Origin of the sequence: Amycolatopsis sp. BJA-103, from assembly GCF_002849735.1 — a bacterium.
Taxonomy (GTDB): Bacteria; Actinomycetota; Actinomycetes; order Mycobacteriales; family Pseudonocardiaceae; genus Amycolatopsis.
The window spans coordinates 8,845,914-8,867,941 of sequence record NZ_CP017780.1 but is presented as its reverse complement, the minus strand read 5'-3'; the positions used below and the strand labels follow the sequence as shown (position 1 = coordinate 8,867,941).

Annotated in this window: 17 protein-coding genes; 6 read left to right on the top strand and 11 right to left on the bottom strand. The window is 70.0% G+C overall.

The annotated features are described in order from the left end of the window. The first annotated feature begins 17 nt into the window (after nt 1-17). Entirely contained in the window at nt 18-1,103 is a 1,086-nt protein-coding gene (locus tag BKN51_RS40255) for a neutral zinc metallopeptidase (protein WP_233223102.1), read from the top strand. A gap of 722 nt (nt 1,104-1,825) precedes the next feature. On the opposite strand, the gene BKN51_RS40250 is transcribed toward BKN51_RS40255, so the two are convergent. Together BKN51_RS40250 and BKN51_RS40245 are read right to left on the bottom strand one after the other, a co-directional pair. Further along, the gene (locus BKN51_RS40250) at nt 1,826-2,233 is read right to left on the bottom strand and encodes a hypothetical protein (protein WP_101612542.1); all 408 of its coding nucleotides are present in this window, start codon (nt 2,231-2,233) and stop codon (nt 1,826-1,828) included. Between the two features lie 182 nt (nt 2,234-2,415). Further along, nucleotides 2,416-3,492, bottom strand: coding sequence for a potassium channel family protein (locus tag BKN51_RS40245; RefSeq protein WP_101612541.1), 1,077 nt, complete (start codon nt 3,490-3,492; stop codon nt 2,416-2,418). An 88-nt stretch (nt 3,493-3,580) separates the two neighbouring features. Between BKN51_RS40245 and BKN51_RS40240 the strand changes: the two genes are divergently transcribed. Further along, the gene (locus BKN51_RS40240) at nt 3,581-3,967 is read left to right on the top strand and encodes a DoxX family protein (protein ID WP_101612540.1); all 387 of its coding nucleotides are present in this window, start codon (nt 3,581-3,583) and stop codon (nt 3,965-3,967) included. Between the two features lie 46 nt (nt 3,968-4,013). Here the strand turns inward: BKN51_RS40240 and BKN51_RS40235 are convergent, their stop codons facing one another. Beyond that, nucleotides 4,014-7,286 carry an ATP-dependent helicase gene (locus tag BKN51_RS40235; protein ID WP_101612539.1) on the bottom strand — a complete coding sequence of 1,091 codons (3,273 nt, stop codon included), beginning with the start codon at nt 7,284-7,286 and terminating at the stop codon, nt 4,014-4,016. Beyond that, nucleotides 7,283-10,498, bottom strand: coding sequence for an ATP-dependent helicase (locus tag BKN51_RS40230; protein WP_174720513.1), 3,216 nt, complete (start codon nt 10,496-10,498; stop codon nt 7,283-7,285). Before BKN51_RS40230 ends, BKN51_RS40235 begins: the two co-directional genes overlap by 4 nt. Before the next feature lie 54 nt (nt 10,499-10,552). On the opposite strand from BKN51_RS40230, the gene BKN51_RS40225 reads away from it, so the two are divergent. Both BKN51_RS40225 and BKN51_RS40220 read left to right on the top strand, forming a co-directional pair. Next, nucleotides 10,553-10,876 carry an MGMT family protein gene (locus tag BKN51_RS40225; protein WP_101612538.1) on the top strand — a complete coding sequence of 108 codons (324 nt, stop codon included), beginning with the start codon at nt 10,553-10,555 and terminating at the stop codon, nt 10,874-10,876. 14 nt (nt 10,877-10,890) lie between these two features. Next, nucleotides 10,891-11,721: a siderophore-interacting protein gene (locus BKN51_RS40220; protein WP_101612537.1), complete on the top strand. Its 831-nt coding sequence runs from the start codon at nt 10,891-10,893 to the stop codon at nt 11,719-11,721. A gap of 285 nt (nt 11,722-12,006) precedes the next feature. On the opposite strand, the gene BKN51_RS40215 is transcribed toward BKN51_RS40220, so the two are convergent. Genes BKN51_RS40215 through BKN51_RS40205 form a run of 3 tightly spaced genes read right to left on the bottom strand, consistent with a single transcriptional unit; the run spans nt 12,007 to nt 15,123 of the window. Further along, nucleotides 12,007-13,290, bottom strand: a complete 1,284-nt coding sequence (locus BKN51_RS40215; protein ID WP_101612536.1) for a sensor histidine kinase — start codon at nt 13,288-13,290, stop codon at nt 12,007-12,009. A gap of 53 nt (nt 13,291-13,343) precedes the next feature. Next, on the bottom strand, nt 13,344-14,153 hold the full coding sequence (locus tag BKN51_RS40210) for a uroporphyrinogen-III synthase (protein WP_101612535.1): 810 nt from the start codon (nt 14,151-14,153) through the stop codon (nt 13,344-13,346). Beyond that, nucleotides 14,146-15,123: a helix-turn-helix transcriptional regulator gene (locus BKN51_RS40205; protein ID WP_101612534.1), complete on the bottom strand. Its 978-nt coding sequence runs from the start codon at nt 15,121-15,123 to the stop codon at nt 14,146-14,148. The genes BKN51_RS40210 and BKN51_RS40205 overlap by 8 nt, the downstream gene beginning before the upstream one ends. A gap of 60 nt (nt 15,124-15,183) precedes the next feature. Between BKN51_RS40205 and BKN51_RS40200 the strand changes: the two genes are divergently transcribed. Together BKN51_RS40200 and BKN51_RS40195 are read left to right on the top strand one after the other, a co-directional pair. After that, the gene (locus BKN51_RS40200; protein WP_101612533.1) at nt 15,184-15,579 is read left to right on the top strand and encodes a DUF3224 domain-containing protein; all 396 of its coding nucleotides are present in this window, start codon (nt 15,184-15,186) and stop codon (nt 15,577-15,579) included. Nucleotides 15,580-15,588: 9 nt separating this feature from the next. Then, a complete protein-coding gene (locus BKN51_RS40195) occupies nt 15,589-16,707 on the top strand; it encodes a DNA glycosylase AlkZ-like family protein (RefSeq protein WP_101612532.1) in 1,119 nt (372 codons plus the stop codon). 4 nt (nt 16,708-16,711) lie between these two features. Here the strand turns inward: BKN51_RS40195 and BKN51_RS40190 are convergent, their stop codons facing one another. Genes BKN51_RS40190 through BKN51_RS40175 form a run of 4 tightly spaced genes read right to left on the bottom strand, consistent with a single transcriptional unit; the run spans nt 16,712 to nt 22,018 of the window. Further along, nucleotides 16,712-17,815, bottom strand: a complete 1,104-nt coding sequence (locus tag BKN51_RS40190) for a uroporphyrinogen-III synthase (protein ID WP_101612531.1) — start codon at nt 17,813-17,815, stop codon at nt 16,712-16,714. Continuing rightward, nucleotides 17,812-18,159, bottom strand: a complete 348-nt coding sequence (gene nirD, locus BKN51_RS40185) for a nitrite reductase small subunit NirD (protein WP_101612530.1) — start codon at nt 18,157-18,159, stop codon at nt 17,812-17,814. The genes BKN51_RS40190 and nirD overlap by 4 nt, the downstream gene beginning before the upstream one ends. Further along, a complete protein-coding gene (nirB, locus tag BKN51_RS40180; protein WP_101612529.1) occupies nt 18,156-20,660 on the bottom strand; it encodes a nitrite reductase large subunit NirB in 2,505 nt (834 codons plus the stop codon). The genes nirD and nirB overlap by 4 nt, the downstream gene beginning before the upstream one ends. Continuing rightward, nucleotides 20,660-22,018 carry a nitrate/nitrite transporter gene (locus BKN51_RS40175; protein ID WP_101613747.1) on the bottom strand — a complete coding sequence of 453 codons (1,359 nt, stop codon included), beginning with the start codon at nt 22,016-22,018 and terminating at the stop codon, nt 20,660-20,662. Before BKN51_RS40175 ends, nirB begins: the two co-directional genes overlap by 1 nt. Nucleotides 22,019-22,028 lie beyond the last annotated feature (10 nt).

Genomic DNA, 22,028 nt, shown 5'->3' with positions numbered 1-22,028 from the left:
CCACCGGGACCGACTTGATGACGCAACCGCCCCACGGCCAGTGGCCGCCACGCGGCGCCGTCCAGCCACCGCCGGTGCACGGCCCACCCCCAGCCCAGTGGCACGGTGCGCCGCACCAGTTCCCGCCGCCGCCTCCGCGCCGGTCGACGGGCGCGATCGTCGGTATCTGCCTCGGCGCGGTCGCCGTGCTGGTCCTCGGCCTGGTCGCGATCGTTTCACTCAATCGTGACGACAAGGATCCCGTCGCGAACGCGGGCTATTCGACCCTCCCGAACCCGACTTCCCCGGCGGCCCTGCCGCCGAGCGGGTCGTCGTCCCCCTCGTCCTCGTCGAACCCGTTCCCGACGTCGCCGACCAGGGCGCCGTCGTCGTCGAGCGGGCCGCAGAAGATCCTCAAGCTCGGCGACCACCCGATCCTCCAGGATCCCAACGCCGGCCTGCAGAACCGCGTCTGCGCGCTGCCGCAGTGGCAGAGCAGCCAACAGGCCGCCGAGGCGTTCTTCACCGCCGCGGGCAAATGCCTCGACAACTCGTGGGGCCCGTTCCTCGAGGCCTACCGCCTGCCGTTCACCCCGCCCGCCCTGCACTTCCCGACCGGCGCCAGCTTCGAAACCGAATGCGGCACGATCCAGGTGGGCATCGCGACGGCGGCGTACTACTGCGAGAACAACCTCTACGTGCCGTTCCGGGGTCTGCAGACCGACCAGTACGGCAACAACCCCGGCGTCTACCTGGCCCTTTTCGCGCACGAGTACGGGCACCACGTGCAGGAGGTCGCCGGGCTGATGGACGCGGCCTGGCAGAAGATCTACGAAGCAGGCCAGAACAGCCCGTCCGGGCTGGAGATGTCACGGCGCAAGGAACTGCAGGCGCAGTGCTTCTCCGGGATGTTCCTCGGCGCGCACGTCGACCAGGGCGGCACGGTCAGCCGGGACATGTACAACAAGGCCTGGAACGACCAGGAGACCCGGGGCGACAACACCTCACGCAGCCAGGACCACGGGACGAACGCGCATTACGCGTCCTGGTGGCGGGCGGGCGCGAGCAACAACCGGGTCGCCGACTGCAACACCTTCTCGGCCCCGGCGAGCGCCGTTTCCTAGCCACTCAAGTACGTGAAGGCCCCCTTCCTTGCGCCTAGGTACAGGAAGGGGGCCTTCACGTACTTGGTGCTGTGGGCGCCGCTCGCCGACGGATACGGGGCCGTGGGCGATTCCGGCTTGCCCGGTCCGGCTGGTCACCAGCCTCGTGAGTGGTAAGGGCGGTTCTGGCGGACCCGCGTTTGCCTACCCACTGGATCCCGATGCCATCTCGGTGGGCTTGTTCTGGTTGCCGATGTGGGCGAGCGGGGAGGATTCGGGACGTTCAACGTCCGGAATCCTCCCCGCTCGACTGCCGTCCGCGAGGTTGCGGGGGTGGCACGGTCTTGATCAACGGAGGATCGGGGACGTTGAGTGTCCCCGATCCTCCGTCGATCAAGTACCAAGACCGGACCGACCCCCTCGACTACCGCACTACACCTTCGCCCTGGTCACGCGTAGGTAGGCAAATACCGGTCCGTTCTAACCGCCTTACCACTCACGAGACTCGACCCACCACGCCACCGCCGCCCTGGCTCGCCCCCGCAGTACATGAAGGCCCCCTTCCTTGCGCCTAGGTACAGGAAGGGGGCCTTCATGTACTCGGGAAAGGGGTGAAGGCCTCCTTCACTACCTTCAGGGTAGGCAAGGAGGCCTTCACGGACCTGCAACCAACTCCAGTCACAACCAGCAGGTACCTAAGACCGCTTTGGTTCTAACCGCCCTTGCCACTCACGAGGCTCGTGTCAGGCCGTCGCCAGCCGACGCGGCCCTCGCAGGACGAGGAAGACGTACATCCCGCCGGCGAAGCAGCTGAACACCAGCAGGGCCAGCCCGAGCGGCCGCCGCGCGTCGCTGGCTCCCGCCGCCGCGTCGGCCGCGTGCACCGAGACCGCGTCCCCCGAAGCACCGGCGGGGACGACGACCTCGAGCCGCTCCCCCTTGCCGTGCCCGCAGCCGTTGAGCGAAGCCTCCATCGGCTTGCCACCGAATTCGAACTTGACGGTCTCGGTCGCGCCGCCGCCCGCACAGGGCGCGGGCTGGACGACCTCCGCCTGCACGGTCGTGCCCTGGGCGTCACTCGTGATGCCGAACAACCCCGGCCCGGCGAACCAGGCCAGGAAGATCACCAGCAGGCCGGCACCGGCCGCCACGGCCAGGGAGTTCCACCCCGGGGTGAGCCCTCTGGCGGGGTCCGATCGGTTGCGCACAATCGCCATGCTCCCAGAACCTCGCGGCAAAACACAGCGAGCCCGCTCGTCCGGGCAAGGGCGATGCCAGCGGCAGAACAGCAGGAGCCCCCTTGTCCGGGGACGGTGATACCAAAGGTCCCCCGCTACCGCTCGATCGTCTCCGCCGCGGTCACCTTCCGGATGTAGAGCAGCTTGTCGCCCGGCTCGATCGCGTCCGCCTGCGGCGCGTCCACGCGATACAGGACGCCGTCGCGGACGACACCCAGCACGATGTCCGACAGATGCCGCGGCGATCCGCCCTCTTCGGACGGTTCCACCGGGCGTTCGGCGATCGCGAGACCGGACTCGGGGGTGAGCAGATCCTCGACCATGTCGACCACCAGCGGCGTCGACGTCGCCATGCCGAGCAGGCGCCCGGCGGTCTCGCTCGACACCACGACCTGGTTCGCGCCCGACTGCTTGAGCAGGTGGACGTTCTCCGCTTCCCGCACCGACGCCACGATGTGCGCCTTCGGGGCCAGTTCGCGCGCGGTCAGCGTGACCAGCACCGCGGTGTCGTCCCGGTTCGGGGCGACGACGACGGCCTTGGCCCGCTGCACGCCGGCGACCCGCAGGACGTCGGCGCGGGTGGCCGAGCCGTGCACGGTCACCAGACCGAGCGAGGTGGCCGCTTCGAGGGCCTGCTGGTCGGTGTCGACGACGACGATGTGGTCGGGTTCGGTGTTCTCGTCCCCGAGCAGCGCGTTGACCGCCGACCGGCCCTTCGTGCCGAATCCCACGACGACCGTGTGGTCACGCACCTTGGTCCTCCACTTTTGGATCTTGAAAGCCTGACGAGAGCGCTCGGTGAGCACTTCGAGTGTGGTACCGACCAGGACGATGAGGAACAGCACCCGCAGCGGGGTGATCACCAGGACGTTCACCAGCCGTGCGGACGACGTCGCCGGGGCGATGTCGCCGTAACCGGTGGTCGACAGCGACACGGTCGCGTAATAGAGGCTGTCGAGGAAGCTGAGCCCGTCGCCGTTGGTGTCGCGATAGCCGTCCCTGTCGAGGTAGACGATCAGCACGGTCGCCAGCAGGGCGAGCATCGCGCCGATGATCCGCTTCAGGATCGACCGCAGCGGGCTGACCGTCAGTTCCGGCATCCGGATGACGCCGACGAGCTCGTGGTCCGGGCGGTCGCTCAGCCTGACCGGGAAACGCTTGAGAACCCTCATGCACAGGCTCCGGCCTGGTCCGCGTCACTCACGGTCGGGAGGATAGCCGACGAACCTTGCGTTCAGCTCGGTATGCGAAGCTCAGGGCATGTCTTCGGATTCCAAGCCGTCTCAGCGGCCCGCATATTTCCTCGCCGGCCTGCTCGGCGCGGCCGGGGTCCTGCACTTCGTCCAGCCGAAACCCTTCGACGCCATCATCCCGAAGCAGCTTCCGGGTTCGCCTCGGGCGTGGACCTACGGCTCCGGGGTGGCCGAGCTGGGGGTCGCCGCCGCGGTCGCCGCTCCCAAGACGCGCCGGCTCGGCGGGCTCGCGGCCGCGCTGCTGTTCGTGGTGGTCCTGCCGGGGAACGTGAAGATGGCCGCCGACGCCGACCGCCGGAAGGCCCCGAAGGCCTTGCGCGCGGCTTTCTGGGCCCGCGTCCCGCTTCAGATCCCGCTCGTGACCTGGGCCCTGAAGGTGCGCGACCGCGCCTGACCCCCGCCGCGTTTCGTCCTCTAGTTGCGGTAGTTGGCAACGCGAACTAGATCGTCGGGACGCTTCGCAGCAGGTTTCGCAGGCCTTCGGCGTCCAGCAGATCCGCCGGGCTGACGGTCTTGTCGTGTTTCACGTAGTGGAACGCCGCCCGAACCTTCTCCACGGGGATCTTCTTCAGCGCGGCCCACGCCAGCCGGTACGCCGCCAGCTGCACCGCCAGCGGCGCGAGCCGGTCCTTCTCCGGGACGGCGCCGGTCTTCCAGTCGACGACGGTCCAGCCGCCGTCGGAGTCGGCGAACACGGCGTCCATCCGCCCGCGCACCGTCACGCCGACGACGTCGGCCGAGAACGGGACCTCGACGGCGTGCGGCACCCGGTTCGCCCACTCGCTCTTCTCGAACGCCGTCTGCAGCGCCTCCAGCTCGGAATCGGGCGCCTCGTCGACGTCCGCCGCACCCGGCAGATCGTCGATCTCCAGCAGCTGTTCACCGCCGAACCGCTGCTCCAGCCAGCCGTGGAACGCCGTCCCCCGGCGCGCGTAAGTGTTGGGGCGCACGGGAAGCGGCCGCCGCAGCCGTTTGGCCAGCGCGGCCGGATCGGCCGACAGCTCCACCAGCTGACTCACCGAAAGATGCGGCGGCAGCACGACCTGCTGGACGCGGTTCTGCGCCCGCGCGCGCTCTTCCAGCAGCACCTTGGTGTCGGAGATCCAGCCGTCCGGATCTTCCTCTTCCTCTTCCTCGGCGTCGCCCTCTTCCGCGCCCGCAGTGTCTTCCATGGCACCGAGCACCATGTCGACCCCGTTGGTGACACCCTCACGCCGCGGCCACAGCGGATCGACCGGCCACCGCGCCTTGCGCGAGTCCGCGACCAGAGGGTTCTCCCCGTCGCTCTCCGGCTCGTCGGCCCAGTGCTCGATCCGGCCGACCGAGTTCCCCCGCATCACCTCGCCGATTTCGAGCAGGAACTCCGACGGCCCCTTCGGCCGCGCGCTGCTCTCGTTCCACCAGTGGCCGGAAACCAGCAGCGTGCGCTCGGAGCGGGTCAGCGCGACATAACAGAGCCGCCGCTCCTCATCCGCCTCCCGCGCGACGAAGCCCTCTTCGTGCAGCTCCAGCGCTTCCTGGACTTCCTTGCGGTCATACCCCTCGGCGACCCGCAGCTCCGGCAGATCCTCCGAGTCCCCGCGCAGCGCGGCCGGGAGCGCGGTCGACGTCCGCAGCCAGGACGACGAACGACGCCTGCCCGGGAAGACCTCCTTGACCAGGTGCGGAACCGCGACGATCTGCCATTCCAGCCCCTTCGCCGAATGCACGGTCAGCACCTGGACCCGGTCCGGGACGACCTCCACCTCGCCGGGGGTGAGCCCGTCTTCGGCGTGCGCGGCCGTGTTCAGGTAGTCCACAAAGGACAAAAGGGTGGCCGTCGGCGAGGTCTCGGCGAAATCCGTGACGACGTCGGCGAAAGCGTCCAGATGCGCACGACCGGCAGGCCCGGGGCGGGCCAGTGATTCGACGTCGAGCAGCATCGTGCGTTCCACGTCGGCGACCAGTTCGGGCAACGACTGGTCGAGACGGCGGCGCAACGCCGAAAGCTCGCCGCCCACCCGGCGGATCCGGCGATAGCCTTCCGTCGAATAGCGTTCCGCGGTACCGGGATCGTCGATCGCGTCGGCGAGTCCCGCCTGTTCGACCCGTTCGGTCACCAGCACCGGTTCATCCACGTCGGACTTTCCCGAAGGCGGCACCGGCGACGAAAGCTCACCGGCACGGCGCCACAACGCCGCGAGGTCGGCCGCGGCGATCCGCCAGCGCGCGCCGGTCAGCAACCGCGCGGCCGCACTGCCCGCGAGCGGATCGGCGAGCACCCGCAACGTACTGACCAGGTCCGCGACCTCGGGCTCGTCGAGAAGGCCGCCGAGCCCGACGACCTCCACCGGGAGCCCGCGAGCCCGCATCTCGGCCGCGATCGGCGCCATGTCCGCGCGACGGCGCACCAGTACCGCGGCCGTCGGCGGTTTTCCGGTCTCCTCCATGGTTTCGAACCAGCGTTTCGCCACCGCGTCGGCCACCCACTCGCGTTCGGCACGGACGTCCGGCAGCAGCGCGGAGGCGATGTCGGCCGTTCCGGCGCCTTCCAGCGCGCGCAGCCGCGCGACGCCCAAGCCTCGCTCCCGCAACGGTTCCGAGATCGCGTTGGCCAGTTCCAGTACCTCGGGTGGATTGCGGAAACTGGTCAACAGCCCGAAATCCAGCGCCGGGACGAGCCGTTCGCCGTTGTCGCGCGGGAAGTCCGTGGTGAACCGCGGCAGGTTCGCCGCGCTCGCCCCACGCCAGCCGTAGATGGCCTGCGCCGGGTCACCCACCGCCGTCACCGGCATCGGCGGATGTTCGACGCCGCCGAACAGCGACCTCAGCAGGATCCGCTGGGCGTGCCCGGTGTCCTGGTACTCGTCGAGCAGGACCGCGCCGTACCGCTCACGTTCCCCCGCGACCACCGCCGGATAGCTGTCGGCGAGCTGCGCGGCCAGCGACATCTGATCGGCGAAGTCGAGCGCGCCTTCCGCTCGCTTCCGCGTGTGGTACGCCTCGACCAGCGGAAGGAGCGCGAGCCGGAACCGTTGCGCCGTCATGACTTCGGCCAGTTTTTGGGGCAACGCCGCACGCTGCCCTTTGGCCCGTGGCGCTTTCTCGATGACATCGCACAGCCAGGACGTGTACTGCGCCAGCCGTTCGGTTTCGACCAGGTGCTCGCCGAGTTCCCCGGCCAGCGCCAGCAGCTGCGCCGTCACCGTGGAGGGCACGCGATCGGTGTCGAGATCATTGTCCCAAGTGGACACCACGCGATGCGAGAACTGCCAGGAGGACGTCTCCGAAAGGAGCCGCACCCCGGGCTGGACCGGCAGCCGCAGGCCGTGTTCGGACAGCAGCCGCCCGGCGTACGCGTGATAGGTGAGCACCGTCGGTTCCCCGGCGGTCACCGTCGTGCGCAGGTCGCCGGTCGGGTCGATCTTGTCGAGCAGGCCCGAGCCGACCAGCCGCCGGAGCCGGGTGCGGACGCGTTCACCGAGCTGACGGGCGGCCTTGCGGGTGAAGGTCAGGCCGAGGACGCGTTCCGGCGGCACGATGCTGTTGGCCACCAGCCACACCACACGCGCGGCCATCGTCTCGGTCTTGCCCGCCCCGGCCCCCGCGACCACCAGCGACGGCTCGATGGGGGCGGCGATGACCTCGGCCTGTTCGTCGGTCGGGCTGTGCAGGCCGAGCGCGCGGGCGATCTCGGCCGGTTCGACCTGACGGCGCTGGAGTTCGGAGATCAAGGGCCGGTCACCTGCCTGCCCTCGGGCCGCAGCGGGCAGCAACCCCTTGCCGGGCAACGATCGCAGTCCGGGTTCTCGGTGACGCCGTACTCGGGCCCCGCGGCGGAACCGGCCGCCGAGCGCACCAGTTCGAGCCACTGCTTGCCGCCGTCTTCGTCGAGCGGCGCCTGCTCGCGCTGGGTGGATCCGGTCTTGTTGTTGGACTTCGCGACGTAGACCAGCCGCGCGCCACCGGGTTTCGAACCGCCCTCGACCGCGCCGAGCAACACGGCGAGCTGGTACGCGGCCAGCTGTGGATGCTGCTCGGCGTCGGAAGCGGAGATCGGGACCTTGCCGGTCTTGATGTCGATGACGACCGGGCGGCCGTCCTTGTCCATCTCCACGCGGTCGACACGGCCGCGCAGGAGGACGCGGACGTCGTCTTCACCGACCGGAAGCTCGACCTCGATGTCCTGCTCGACCCCGGCTTCGATCAGTTCCTTGCGGCTGGACTCCAGCCAGGTGATGAAGTTCTGCAGCATCTTCTCGACCCGCGACCGCTCGCGGCGCGAGAACCACGGCGCCCCCGCGTCGACCCGCACCCAGGCCTCGTCGAGGGCCGCGCGGATCTGCTCGTCGCTGCTGCCGCCCGCGACCGCCTGCGCGAGCCCGTGCACCAGGGTTCCGGTGACGGCCGCGAGCTGCGCCGGGTCACTGCCGCCGTGGCGTTCGATCAGCCACCGCAGCGGGCATTTGACCAGAACCTCCACGGTGGACGGTGAGATGCGGATCAGATCGCCGGGCCCGTGCACCGGTTCGCCGGTGGAGGGCTCCAGCAAGCCGTACCAGGTGCCCGGATGCGCGCCCGGCACTCCGGCGGCGGCCAGTTTGGCGAGCTGACGCGCCGCCCGCTGCCGCCTCTCGGGCTCGCTGGTCTCATCGCAAACGACCTCACGCAGTTCTCCGACGAGTTCGGCGAGCACCAGCGAACGTCCCGCCGGTTTCATCCGCGAGTCGAGGCCGCCGTCGTCCGCGCCGTTCTCCTCCAGGTCGTCGATGAACCGCGAGGGTTGCTCGTCCTCCCCCGCGACCGCGCTGACCAGCAACGTCTTGCGCGCGCGGCTCGCGGCGAGGTAGAACAGCCGCCGCTCTTCGGCGAGGATCGGGGCGGTGGCGGACACCTTTTCGCTGTCGACGCCGGACATGAGGTCGACCAGCCGCTCGACACCGAGCACGGAGCCGCGCAGCCGCAGATCCGGCCAGCTTCCTTCCTGAACACCGGCGATCGCCACGACCGTCCACTCACGGCCGGCGGACGCGTGCGCGGTGAGCAGCGAGACACCGTCGCTCTTGATGGCCGCGGGCGCCAGCGTGCCACCGGCGATGTTCTGCGAGGACAGGTAATCCGCGAACGAGGCGACGCTCGCCCTCGGCAACCTGTCGACATAACGACCGGCCGCGTCGAAGAGCGCGACGATCGCGTCGAGATCCCGATCCGCCTGGGAGCCCAGAGAACCGCCACGATCGACCAACCGCAGGAAGCGTTGCTCCAGCGCGCTGTTCTGCCACAGCTCCCACAGCACCTGCTCGACGCCGTCACCGCGCACCACGGCTTGGTGCGCCGCGTGCAGCAGCCCGCCGATCCGGCGCATCGGCAGTGACTCGGCCTCGGCCAGCCCGGTGAGGACGTCGTTGGTGCGCAACGCTTCCACCAGCAGCTCGTCGCTGGATCGCTGTCCGCCGCCCGCGAGTTCGAGCCTGCGCAGGCCACGGCGCAGGCGCCGCAGGGCGAGTGGATCCGCGCCACCCAGCGGCGAGGACAGCAGCATCTCGGCGAGGTCGACGTCGAGCAGTTCCGGCTCCGCGGCGAGCCGCAGCATCGCCAGCAACGGCCGGACGGCGGGTTGTTTCGCGAGCGGCAGTTCCTCGGTGGCCGAGCCGATCGGGACCCCGGCGGCCCGCAGCGCGCGTTGCAGGACAAGGAAAGTACGGGCGGGCGACCGGACGAGCACCGCCATCTCCGGCCACGGCACGCCGTCGACGAGATGCGCGCGGCGGAGCTGATCGGCGATCCAGCTCGCCTCGGCGGCCGGTGTCGGCATCAGGCGGACACGGACGGCGCCGCCCTCGGCGTCCGGCGCGTCGACGAGTTTGCGCTGCGGCGACGAGCCGGGCAGCACGGCGCCGAGCTTCGTGACGGCCGTGCGGATCACCGGGGCGAGCCGATGCGCGGTGGTCAGCAGGACGGTGCGCTCGCCGTCGTCGTCCGCGTCGGCGAACAGGCGGGGATCCGCGCCGCGGAAGGAGAACACGGACTGATCGGGGTCGCCCGCGACGACGAACTCGTCCGCCGCGTGCCCGATGAGCCGGACGAGCTGCGTCTGCAGCGGGTCGAGGTGCTGGGCGTCGTCGACGAACAGATGCCGGATCCGGCGCTGCTCGCGTTCGCGCAGTTCGGGGTCGTCCTCGAGCGCCAGCAGCGCGGAAGTGACCAGCTCCGCCGCGTCCAGCGCGGGCGCGCTCGCCACGCCCAGCGCGTTGCCGCCCGCGCCCTGAAGCAGCGTGACCTCTTCGTACTGGCTCCAGAAGTGCCCCGCCGCGATCCACTCTTCGCGACCGCGGCGCCTGCCGAGTTCGACCAGATCCTCCGGGCCGAGCCCGCGTTCGGCGGCGCGGAGCAGGAGGTCTCGCAGTTCCTCGGCGAAACCTGGGACGTTCAGCGCGGGCCGCAGCTGCTCCGGCCAGTCGAGCGCGCCCGCTTCGAGGTCGCCCGCCAGCAGGTCGCGGACGACGACGTCCTGTTCGGCCCCGGCCAGCAGGCGGGGCGGCGGGAGTCCGTCGGCCTGCGCTTCCATCCGCAACAGCGCGTACGCGTACGAATGCACCGTCCGCACGAGCGGCTCACGGATCGTGCGCGGCAGCGGATCCTCTTCCGGATCGGTGGTGAGCCGGTGGGTGATGTCGGCGCGCAGGACGTCGGCCGCCTTGCGGGAAGTGGTCAGGATGAGCACGCTCTCCGGATCCGCGCCCTCCGCGATGCGCCGCGAGGCCGCCGACGCCAGCAACGCCGTCTTGCCCGTGCCAGGGCCGCCGAGGACCCGGCGGAAGCCGTCGGGAGCGGCCAGCAGGCGGCGGGCGCCGGAGTCCCACTGGAAGGACGGCGTGCCGGTGACCGGCGTGCGGACCAGCCGCGCGTCGGTTCCTGCCGCTGTTCGCCGCCCGTTCACGCCCACGATGGAACCACGCCCCGCCGACACAACCTCGCAGCGGCACGGCAAAGTGGTCCCATGGATGACGAACTGCACGAGCGGGTGCGCGAGGTCATCGCGAGCGTGCCCGCCGGCTCGGTCGCGACTTATGGGGATATAGCGTCGGTTTCGGGAGCCCCGTCACCGCGGTTGATCGGGCGGATCCTCGGCGAGGACGGCCACGACCTGCCTTGGCACCGCATTCTGCGCGCCGACGGGACACCGGCTCCGCATCTGGTCGACGAACAGCTGCAACGGCTGCGCGCGGAGGGCGTCATGGCCGACGGCCAGCGCGTCGACCTGCGAAAATACCGGTGGCAGCGTGATCCCGATGACGACGCCGGCCTGGGCGGGCTTTTTTAGGTTAGCCTCGCCTAATGAGTTACATCGAGGCGAAGGTGACCGGTGTCCGGCGGCTGACCCCGCACATGAGCAGGGTGACCTTCTCGGGGGCGTCGATGGTGGATCAGGCGCCCGACCAGTACCTGAAGGTGTTCTTCCCGCAGCCCGGTCAGGCGGAGCCCGTCCTGCCCGCGCCGCTGGGCGGTGACGAAGTGCTGTCCTGGTACAGGACCTACCTCGCGATGCCCGACGACGTCCGGCCGGCGATGCGCACCTACACCGTGCGCGCGCTGCGGCCGTCGGTGCAAGAGATCGACATCGACTTCGTGCTGCACGGCGACGAAGGCCCCGCCTCCGCGTGGGCTTCGCGCGTTTCGGAGGGCGACAGGGTCGCCCTCCTGGGCCCGCACGGGCTCTACGACGTGCCCGAAGGAACGACCTGGCAACTGCTGATCGGCGACGAAACCGCGATCCCGGCGATCGGCGCGATCGTCGAAGCGTTGCCCGCCGGGACGCGGGCGCTGGTCTACGTCGAGATCGGCGACCGTGAGGACCGGCAGGTCTTCGAGACGCGGGGGACGGTGGAACTGCACTGGGTGGTGCGGGACCCCGGCGGCCCGGTCGGCGACGCCGTGCTGGAAGCCGTCCGGAAGGCGGATCTGCCGGGCGGGACGCCTTACGCGTGGGTCTCGGGCGAGGCGAACATGGTGAAGCTGGTGCGGCGGCATCTCGTGCGGGAGCGCGGGGTCGACAAGCGGGCGATCTGCTTCACCGGGTACTGGCGGCAGGGATTGAGCGAAGAGGCCGCCGGGCGCGAAGCCATGCGTCAGATCGAGAGCGGAGAGGTTCCGGCCGAAGAGGACTGACCGCTTCTGGTCGCCTCGTGAGTGGCTAGGACGGTTCTGGTGGACCGGTATTTGCCTGCCCACTGGATCCTGATGTCATCTCGGTGAGCTTGTGGGGCTTTGTTCTGGATGCCGGTGGGCGAGTGGGGAAGATTTGAGACGTTCAACGTCCCAAATCTTCCCCACTCGGCTGCCGTCCGCTCCGACCCCCGTCGACGGTGAAGGAATCGGGACACTCAACGTCCCAATTCCTTCATCGTCAACGCCCGGCACACGCGTGAGCGCCACCCCAACCGAGGCCTGGACTCAGTGCGGCACCCACAGCGTCACCCGAGTCCCCCGCCCCGGATGCGAATCGATCGTCCCCCGCCCGCCGACCTCGGTCAGCCGCGCCATGATCGACTGGCTGATCCCGAACCCCGGCGGCCGGTCCAGCATGCTGAAGCCGGTTCCCTGATCCCGCGCGATGACCGCGATGCCGCCTTCGCGCTCTTCGACGCGAAGCACGACCTGTTTCGTCCCGGCGTGCTTCACGGTGTTTCGGAGCGCCTCGCGGACAGCGTCGCGGATGGCGGTCCGGCGCGCGTGCGAGAGGCGGTAGTCCTCTTCGTTCTCTGCCGCGACGAGCTGGGTGCGGAGGCCGTCGCGCGCCATTTCGGTGGCGACCTCGGCGAGGTCCGCCGCGAGGCCGCGGGCCGACGGCGCGTCCGGGCCGACCAGTTCGCGCCGCAGTTCGGCGGCCTGTGCCCGCGCCGTCGCGCGCATTTCCGCGAGCCGTTCCGCGGCGGCGGTTTCGTCGTCCGGCGCCTCCAGGCCCATCGCTTCCAAGGTCTGGAGGACGGAGTCGTGCATGACCCGCTGGGTCCGCAGGCGTTCGGCACGCTGCCCTCGGCGCATCCCGATCCCCAGCGCGAACCGGGTCCCGACGCCGAGCAGGATCAGGATCCCCGCCGTGGTCACCATCGCCACGACCAGCGCGATCATGCAGCCCACCGACCGGCTCACCGCGAGCGGATGGTCGATCGGGAGCCCGCCGATCCAGGTCAGGAACGCCCGGAACGGAAAAGCCGCGATCAGCAACAGGCAAGCGGCGGGCAGTCCGAACGACAACGTCCACAACGCCACCGTCCCGACCATCCAGGTCCACGCGACGTCGATGGCGAACGGCTGGATCTCGGTGGGCGCGGCCAGGGCCACGATCGTCGTGAGCACCACGCCCACCGCGAGATCCGCGTACATCAGCAGCCCGGAGGTCTTCGCCCGGATCCCGCGGCCCCGCACCACCCACCAGACCGCGATGACGTTGAGCAGCACCGCCAAGATCGTCGTGCTCAGCACCGGGACGATCCCGGCCGATCCGTTCGCGACCAGGAAACCGATGTACACCTTGGGAAACGCGGCCACGCGGTAGAAGATCGGGCCGAGCGCGGAGTAGCGGATCGCGCGCATCAGCAGCGAGTCCGCCGAGTCTTCGCGATAACGCCAGTCGGGAACGGAATCGGGATCGGGTGCCTCGTCGGCCGGGCTCGCGCCCAGTACCGAAGATCCCTTGCGCAACATCGCCCGCACGAAGGTGACCGACTCGGACATCCTCCGCCCTCCCGTGCGTTCGATGTCGAGCCTGGCAAAGGGGACCACACCCGTCAAGACGGCCGAATGCGCAGTTCCGCGACGAGAAGTTTCACCAAGGCGCCGAGCCGCTGCCGTTCGGGCTGGACGGTCGGGATTCCGGCGGCCTCCAGCGGCGCCGCGGTCACCGGTCCGACGCACGCGCACAGCACCGGACCTCGAAGAGCGGCGAGAAGTTCCTCTCGGCGCGAGCCCGCCAGCACGAGCAGATTCGCCGCCGCGGGGGCGGAAGTGAACGCGAGCGCGGCCACCCGTCCGGTGAGCACACTTTCGACGAGATCGTGCACCGGTTCGACGTCCGCGGGCGAAAGCCAGCGATACGGCTGTGCCTGGACGACGTCCGCGCCGGAATCCCGCAGCAGCCCGGTGAGTTCGGGCAGCAGCGTGCCGTGCAGTTGGACGGCGACCCGCGCCCCGCGAACCCCGGCGTCGCGCAAGCCCTCGAACAGTCCGGCGTTGCTCTCCTCCGGCGCGGAGAACTCCTCGCGCAGCCCCTCGCCACGCACGGCGCCGGCCGCTTTCGGCCCGCGCACGAAGATCCGGGACGCCGCCAGCCGTTCCAGCAGCGGTTCGCGCAGCCCCCAGCCTTCCGCCGCCGAAAGCCAGCCGCGGAACCCGGCGCCGGTGGTGACCGCGGTGAACCCGACCGGTTCGGCCAGCACGGCGTCCGTCGCCGCGCGGAGTTCGGCGTCGTCGGGCAGCGGGACGATGCGGATGGTGGGCGCGTGCAGCACGGTCGCGCCATGTCGTTCGAGGGCGGCGATGAAGTCGTCGGCCCGCCGCTCCGCGGTGATCCCGATCGTGATGCCGTCCAGGTCAGCCATAGCGCGCGCCCATCTTCCTGATCTCCTCCGCCAGCCGCTCGCGCAGCTCCGGCGGTTCGAGTACTTCGAGGTTCCCGCCGAACCGCAGCAGTTCACCGACGGCCGACTCCCCCGGCTCGACGGCCAGTTCCATCGTCAGCCAGCCGTCCTCGTCCGGCTCGGCGCCGCCTTCGACGGCTTCCCGCAACGCTCGCGTGCCGACGGCGCCCAGATAGAACGGTAGGAGTATGCGGGCGAACTCGTTCAGCCGGACCATCGCCACGCGCGAGTACATCCGCTTCTCGAACTGCTCCGACCACTCCAGCCAGTAGCGTGCGAGGTCGAAGTCGGACGGCCGCTCGAAGGTCTCGCCGAGATCGTCGAGCTCCTCGATCCGGGAGACCCGGTAGGTGCGGTCGGTCCCGTCGCAGCGCGCCGCGAGATACCAGTTCCCCGCCTTGAGGATCAGGCCCAGCGGGTCGAGGACGCGCTCGACCTTCTTCTGGCCCCAGCGTTCGTACCGGACCTTGATCCGCCGCGCGTGCCAGACCGCGTCGGCCAGTTCGGACAGTCGCGGCAGGCTCTCGATCCCGCGGTGCCAGCCCGGGACGTCCAGGTAGAACCGGTCGGAGACCTTGCTCGCCCCGGCGCGCAGCTCCGCGGGCATGGCCGCGTGCAGTTTGAGCTGAGCGGCGGCGAGGACCGTGCCGAGCCCGAGTTCCGCGGCCGCGCCGGGCAAACCCGCCAGCGAAAGCGATTGCGCTTCTTCCTCGGTCAGCCCGGTCAGCCGCGTGCGATAACCGTCGACCAGCTGGTACCCGCCCGTGCGCCCGCGCTCGGCGTACACCGGCACGCCGGCCGCGGACAGCGCCTCGACGTCGCGGTAGACCGTCCGGACCGAAACCTCCAGCTCGGCCGCCAGCTCCTCCGCCGTCATCCGGCCGCGGTTCTGCAGCAAGAGGAGGACCGACAGGAGTCTGCTCGCGCGCATGAATCCAGTATCCACTAAAACCTGACACATCCTGACAGGTATGGCTGACAGGGTGAACCCATGAACACCTTCGCCATGAAGAACTGGGAAGAAAACGTCGTCAGCGGCACCGAGGGCGGCCCGCGCGTCGCCTACGCCCACGCCACGCTCGCCTACAGCGGACTGATCGACGGCGAGTCGATCGTGGACTACCTGCTGTACTACGCGGGTGAGGGTTACGACGGCGGCGGAACGACCGCGCCGGGATTCGAACGCGTCGAGGGCACTGTGGACGGGCGTAAGGGAAGCTTCGTGATCAAGCACGACACCGGATTCGACGCGCAGGGCATCTCGTCGACGTTCACGGTGGTCGAAGGCTCCGGAACGGGTGAACTCGCCGGGATCACCGGGTCCGGCACCACCACGGGCGTCCTCGGTGAGCCGACGATGTCGTACACGCTCGAATACTCGCTCTAGGGAGGACAAGTGCTCGAGGTCGATCGCGAGCAGGTGCTGGCGTACCGGATCGCGGCGCACGGGCTGCACCGCGAGGAGACGGACCCGGCCGCGGCGGCCGTGTTCGACCTCGGCCTGCAGGATTCCGTGCGCGACACCGCGCTGCTGGGCCTCGCCGCCCGTCTCGACGGCGACGTGACGCCCGCGGTCTGGGACGACGATCGGTTCGTACTCGCCTGGACGCATCGCGGCGCCCCGCATTTCCACCGCCGCGCGGAACTGGACGCGATCAGGGCGGCGCTCGTCCCGCTCGACGAGAAGGACGCGATGGCCCGGATCCTCTGGCAGCGCAAGCAGGTCGAGGACGCGGGGATGTCCGCGACGGACGCGCTGTTCACCGCGGCGAAGGCGATCCGCCGGGCCGTCACCGGTGTGCAGACCAAGGGAACGGTGAGCGGCGCCGTCACGAAACTGATCCCCGAAGGGCTCTCGTACGCCTGCCGGGGCTGCGGTGTCGTCCACATCTACGAGCAGTTGATGCGGGTCGCGTCGATCCACGCCGGCGTCCGGCTCGAACCGGGTGCGACCCCGGCCACGTTGGCACCGCTGGAAGAGCGGGGCAGGCTCAAAACCGCGCCGGACGTCGAAGCGGCCACTCGCGTCGTCGAGGGCTACCTGCGGATCAACGGTCCGGCCGCCCCCGGTGACGCCGCCGTCTACGTCGGTACGACCCGCACCGGCGTCGACGCGATGTGGCCGGACGGTCTGGTCGAGGTCCGGGTCGACGGCAAGAAGGCCTTCCTGCCGGAGGACCGGGTACCGCTGCTGGAGAACCCGCCGGAGCCGGACGTGGTCCGCCTGCTGCCTCCGCTGGACCCGTTCGTCCAGGCGCGGGATCGTGCCGTTCTGGTGCCGGACAAGGCCAGGCGGAAGGAGGTCTGGAAGATCCTCGGCAACCCCGGCGTCCTGCTGGCCGACGGCGAGATCGCCGGGGTCTGGCGGGCCAAGGCGAGCGGGAAGAAGCGGCTCGACTTCACCGTCACCCCGTTCGACGCCGTCCGCCCGGCCGTGCGGAAGGCGGCCGAGGCGGAGGCCGCCCGCGTCGCCTCCGCCCGGGAGTTCCCCGACCACCGCGTCATCTTCTCCTAGCCCGTCACGGGTCGACGGCCAGGCGGTAGCCCCGTTTCACCACCGTCTGGACGAGTTTCGGGGCACCCAGGGAGCTTCGGAGGCGCCCGATGGCGGTTTCGACGGCGTGCTCTTCGCCGCCATCGGGCAACGCGGAGATCAGCTCCCGCCGCGAGAACACCCGCCCCGGGGACTCCGCCAGTGCCCGCAACAGCGCCATCGGTGCGGGCGCGATGTCGCACCACTGCCCGTCGACCATCGCCGCCTGACCACGCAGTTCGATGCTCCGCCCGCCTGCCGAAAGCCGCGACGAACGGGCTTCGAGCGCTTCGGACACCGTCCGCGCCAGCGCCCCGATCCGCGACCGCGCGGGCTGGACCGTCGGGATCCCGAGCGCGGCCAACGGCCCCGCGGTGATCGGCCCGACGCAGGCCGCCACGACCCGTTTCTCCAGTGCCCGCACGATTCCCGGCAGCCGCCCGGTCCGCCTCGCCATCGCCAGCATCGACGCGGCGGCGGGCGCGCTGGTGAACGGCAGCGCGTGCACCGAGCCGTCGAGGACGGCGTCCAGCAGCCTGTCCAGCGGGCCGGGATCGGCCGGGCCGACCCAGCGGTACACCGGCACCTCGATCACCTCGGCCCCCGCCGCGCGAAGACTGTCCACAAAGTACGGAAGCGGCTCGCCGTGCAGCTGCACCGCGATCCGCTGGCCGTCCACACCGGATTCGAGCAGATGCCGCAGCACCTCGGCGTTGCTCTCCGACGCGGGCGAGTAGTCCTCCGAGAGCCCGGCCGCGCGGATCGCGCCTTTGGCCTTCGGTCCTCGCGCGAGCAGTGACGACTCCCCCAGCCGCTCCAGCAGTTCTTCCCCCAGCCCCCAGCCTTCGGCCGCTTCGGTCCAGCCGCGGAAACCGATCCCGGTCGTCGCGACGACGGCGTCGACCCGGTCCTGAAGCAGGCGCATGGTCGCCGACCGCAGTTCGGTGTCGTCGGCCAGCGGCACGATCCGGATCGCCGGGCCGTACCGGACGGTCGCGCCCTTGCGCACGAACAGCGCGCCGAGCTCGTCCGCCCGCCGCGCCGCCGTGATCCCGATGACGAATCCCGCCAGGGGAGGGACTTCCGTCACGGTGAAGCCTCGACCTCCACCACGCCCCCGGAGACCCGGACCCCGTACGCCTCGACCGAGACACCTTCGGCATCGAGGCAGGCGCCGGTCCGCAAATCGAACCGTTCCTTGTACACCGGCGAAGCCACCACCGGGACACCGCCGGCGTCACCGACGATCCCCCGCGAGAGCACCGCGGCACCACTGACCGGATCCATATTGGACAGTGCGTACCACCGGTCGCCGGGCAGCCGGAAGATCGCCACCTGGACCCCGTCGTCGAGCAGGGCCGCGACCCCGGACCATTCGGGGACGGCGCCCGCCGCGCAGACGGCGGTCCAGGTGCGCTCGATCGAAGTCGTCACTGTTTCACCTCCGGGATGCCCAGCAGCACGGGCACCTTCTGGTCGCGTTCGGTGCGGAACGAGATCGTCGGGTCCGGCGTGCCCGGCGCGTTGACGAACGAACTGAACTTCGCCAGCTTCTCCGGATCCTCCAGCACCCCGCGCCATTCGTCGGCGTAGTCGCCGACGTGCTTGGCCATCGCCGCGTCCAGGTCCTCGCAGATGCCGAGCCTGTCGTCGACGATCACCGCGCGCAGGTGGTCGAGACCGCCGTCCATCTCCTCGACCCACGGCGCGGTGCGCTGCAACCGGTCGGCCGTGCGGACGTAGAACATCAGGAACCGGTCGATCGTCCGGATCAGCGTCTCGGTGTCCACTTCGGACACCAGCAGATCCGCGTGGCGCGGGGTCGCGCCGCCGTTCCCGCCGACGTACAGGTTCCAGCCCTTGTCGGTGGCGATGACGCCGAAGTCCTTGCTCCGCGCCTCGGCGCATTCCCGTGCGCAGCCCGAGACCGCGGACTTCAGCTTGTGCGGCGACCGCAGTCCCCGATAGCGCAGCTCCAGTTCGATCGCGAGGCCGACGCTGTCCTGAACGCCGTAGCGACACCACGTCGAGCCGACACAGGATTTGACCGTGCGCAACGACTTCCCGTACGCGTGCCCCGACTCGAACCCGGCGTCGACGAGCCGCCGCCAGATCAGCGGGAGCTGGTCGACGGTGGCGCCGAACAGGTCGATCCGCTGCCCGCCGGTGATCTTGGTGTACAGCCCGAAGTCCATCGCCACCTGCGCGATCACCATGAGCTTCTCCGGCGTGACCTCGCCGCCGGGGATGCGCGGGACCACCGAGTAGGTGCCGTTGCGCTGCAGGTTCGCCAGGAACTTGTCGTTGGTGTCCTGCAGCGTCGCCTGCTCACCGGCGAGGATGTGCCCGTTGCCCAGCGTGGCCAGGATCGACGCGATCGCCGGTTTGCAGATCGCGCAGCCGGTTCCGGAACCGTAGCGGTCGATCATCTCGCTGAACGTGCTGATCCGTGTGGCCTGAAGGATCTGGAACAGTTCCGCGCGCGACTGCGAGAAGTGCTCGCACAGTGCCTTCGACTGCTCGACGCCGCAAGCCGTCAGCAGCTTGCCCAGCAGCGGGACACAGGATCCGCACGCCGTGCCCGCCCGCGTGCAGCCCTTGATCTTGGCGACCGAATCGCAGCCGTCTTCGGTGATCGCGTGCGTGATGGCGCCTTTGGAAACCGCGTTGCACGAACAGATCTGCGCGGCGTCGGGCAGCGCGTCGACACCGACAGCGGCCCCGCCACCGGCCGGGGCGAGGATCGCGCCCGGTTCGGCGGGCAGCGGCCTGCCGACCATCGCGCGCAGCGTGTTGAACTCGCTCGCGTCGCCGACCAGCACCCCGCCGAGCAACGTCTTCGAGTCGTCCGAGATCACGAGTTTCTTGTAGGTCCCGGCGACGGCGTCGTTGAACGCGACCTCCAGCGCGCCCTCGGTCGCGGCGTGCGCGTCGCCGAAGCTGGCGACGTCGACACCCATGAGCTTGAGCTTCGTCGACATGTCCGGCTCGGGGAACGTGCCCTCGCCGCCGGTCAGCCGCGCGGCGACGATCTCCGCCATCGCGTAGCCGGGCGCGACGATGCCGTACACCTTGCCGTCCACGGCCGCGCATTCGCCGATCGCGTACACCGCCGGATCGGACGTCCGGCAGGAGTTGTCGACCAGGATGCCGCCCCGCGCGCCGACCTCCAGCCCGGACGAACGCGCGAGGTCGTCACGCGGCCGGATGCCGGCGGAGAACACGACCAGGTCGACGTCGAGTTCCGTGCCGTTGCCGAGCTTGGCGATGTAGCGTTCGCCGTCCGGCTCGATCGCGTCGGTCGACGTTCCCGTGTGGACGGTGACGTCGAGCTCGGTGATGAGTCGCCGCAGCAGACCGCCGCCACCCTCGTCGACCTGCAGCGGCATCAGCCGCGGCGCCATCTCGACCACGTGCGGCGAGAGTCCCATGTCCCGCAACGCTTTCGCGGCTTCCAAACCCAGGAGCCCACCACCGATCACGACCGCCGACCGGCGACCGCGGCCGGGCCGCTGGGCGGCTTCCCGGATGGCGTCGAGATCTTCGATCGTCCGGTAGACGAAACAGCCGGGAAGATCATGTCCCGGCACCGGCGGCACGAACGGCCGCGAGCCGGTCGCGAGGACGAGCGCGTCGTACGGCTGCTCGTACCCGGACTCGGTGACGACCACCTTGCGCTCCCGGTCCACCGACGTCACCGCGTCACCGAGCCGCAGTTCGACCAGCGAGTCACCGGCGTAGTCGGCGCCTTCCAGGGCCAGCGACACCGGATCCCAAGTGTCCACATAGGACGTCAGGGCGACCCGGTCGTAGGCGGGGCGCGCCTCCTCGGCGAGTACCACGACCTGCCATTCGCCGGTCTTGTCCTCCGCGCGCACGGCCTCCACGAGCCGGTGCGCGACCATACCGTGTCCCGCGACGACGAGTTTCCGCATCAGACCTCCGCTCCGGCGAGCGCCAGACCTCGGGTGCTCGCCACCTCCGTCTGCTGTTTGCGCAGGTACACCGCCCAGGTGACGGCGAAGCACAGCCCGTAGAAGACGAGGAAGGCGACGAACGCCGGGACCCCGCTCTTGGTGTCCGCGAACGACTGCCGGAAGGCCAGGTTGATGAACAGCCCGCCGAGTGCGCCGATCGCCCCGGCCAGCCCGATCAGCGCGCCGGAAAGCTTGCGCGCCTTGAGCATTTCGAGCGCCTCGTCCGCGCCCTCGCTGATCGCGACCTTCGCCTTGGCGCGGAAGATCGCCGGGATCATCTTGTACGTCGAGCCGTTGCCGATGCCGGTGAGCACGAACAGCACGATGAAGGCGACGGTGAACAACGCCAGCGAATTCGACGTCGAGGCCAGGATCAGCACCACGGTCGCCGCGGCCATCCCGACGAACGTCACGAAGGTGACCTTGCCGCCGCCGATCCGGTCGGACAGCCAGCCGCCCGCCGGCCGCGAGAACGAGCCGAGGAGCGGCCCGAGGAACGTCACCGCGGCCGCCTGCAACGGTGTCCGGCCGAACTGGTTCTGCAGCACCAGGCCGAACGCGAAGCTGTAGCCGATGAACGAACCGAACGTGCCGACGTAGAGGAACGACATCACCCAGGTGTGCGGATCCTTGACGACCTCGCGCATCGCCTTGGTGTCGCCCTTCATCGAGGCGAGGTTGTCCATGAAGAAGTACGCGCAGGTCGCGGCGAGGACGATCAGCGGGAGGTAGATCGCGAGCACCAGCCGGGGCGCGGTCGCGCCGACGGTGCCGATCACCAGCAGGCCGATCAGCTGGATCGCCGCCACGCCGAGGTTCCCGCCGCCCGCGTTGAGCCCGAGCGCCCAGCCCTTGTGCTTCTCGGGGTAGAACGCGTTGATGTTGGTCATCGAGGACGCGAAGTTGCCGCCGCCGACCCCGCCGAGCGCGGCGATCAGCAGGAACGTGCCGAGCGAGGTGCCCGGTTCCATCGCGATCGCGGCCAGCGCGGTGGGTGCCAGCAGCAGCAACGCGCTGACGATCGTCCAGTTCCGGCCGCCGAACCTCGCGACGGCGAAGGTGTACAGAGGCCGCATGAGCGCGCCGATCACGGTCGGCGTCGAGACGAGCAGGAACTTGTCCGCAGCCGAGAAACCGTACTGCGGTCCCATGAACAGGACCATGACCGACCACAGTGTCCAGACGGAGAAGCCGATGTGCTCGGCCAGGATGGAGAACCAGAGGTTGCGCCGGGCGACCTTCTTCCCGGTCTCCTCCCAGAACTGCTCGTTTTCCGGATCCCAGTGCTCGATCCAGCGCTTCCCACGAGCTGCCATGCGGTCCTCC

Bases quoted from the DNA above. Each gene is read 5' to 3' on its own strand.
- BKN51_RS40255 (WP_233223102.1), top strand. From the start codon at position 18: ATGACGCAACCGCCCCACGGCCAGTGGCCGCCACGCGGCGCCGTCCAG.
- BKN51_RS40245 (WP_101612541.1), bottom strand. From the start codon at position 3,492: ATGAGGGTTCTCAAGCGTTTCCCGGTCAGGCTGAGCGACCGCCCGGAC.
- BKN51_RS40240 (WP_101612540.1), top strand. From the start codon at position 3,581: ATGTCTTCGGATTCCAAGCCGTCTCAGCGGCCCGCATATTTCCTCGCC.
- BKN51_RS40225 (WP_101612538.1), top strand. From the start codon at position 10,553: ATGGATGACGAACTGCACGAGCGGGTGCGCGAGGTCATCGCGAGCGTG.
- BKN51_RS40220 (WP_101612537.1), top strand. From the start codon at position 10,891: ATGAGTTACATCGAGGCGAAGGTGACCGGTGTCCGGCGGCTGACCCCG.
- BKN51_RS40215 (WP_101612536.1), bottom strand. From the start codon at position 13,290: ATGTCCGAGTCGGTCACCTTCGTGCGGGCGATGTTGCGCAAGGGATCT.
- BKN51_RS40210 (WP_101612535.1), bottom strand. From the start codon at position 14,153: ATGGCTGACCTGGACGGCATCACGATCGGGATCACCGCGGAGCGGCGG.
- BKN51_RS40205 (WP_101612534.1), bottom strand. From the start codon at position 15,123: ATGCGCGCGAGCAGACTCCTGTCGGTCCTCCTCTTGCTGCAGAACCGC.
- BKN51_RS40200 (WP_101612533.1), top strand. From the start codon at position 15,184: ATGAACACCTTCGCCATGAAGAACTGGGAAGAAAACGTCGTCAGCGGC.
- nirB (WP_101612529.1), bottom strand. From the start codon at position 20,660: ATGCGGAAACTCGTCGTCGCGGGACACGGTATGGTCGCGCACCGGCTC.
- BKN51_RS40175 (WP_101613747.1), bottom strand. From the start codon at position 22,018: ATGGCAGCTCGTGGGAAGCGCTGGATCGAGCACTGGGATCCGGAAAAC.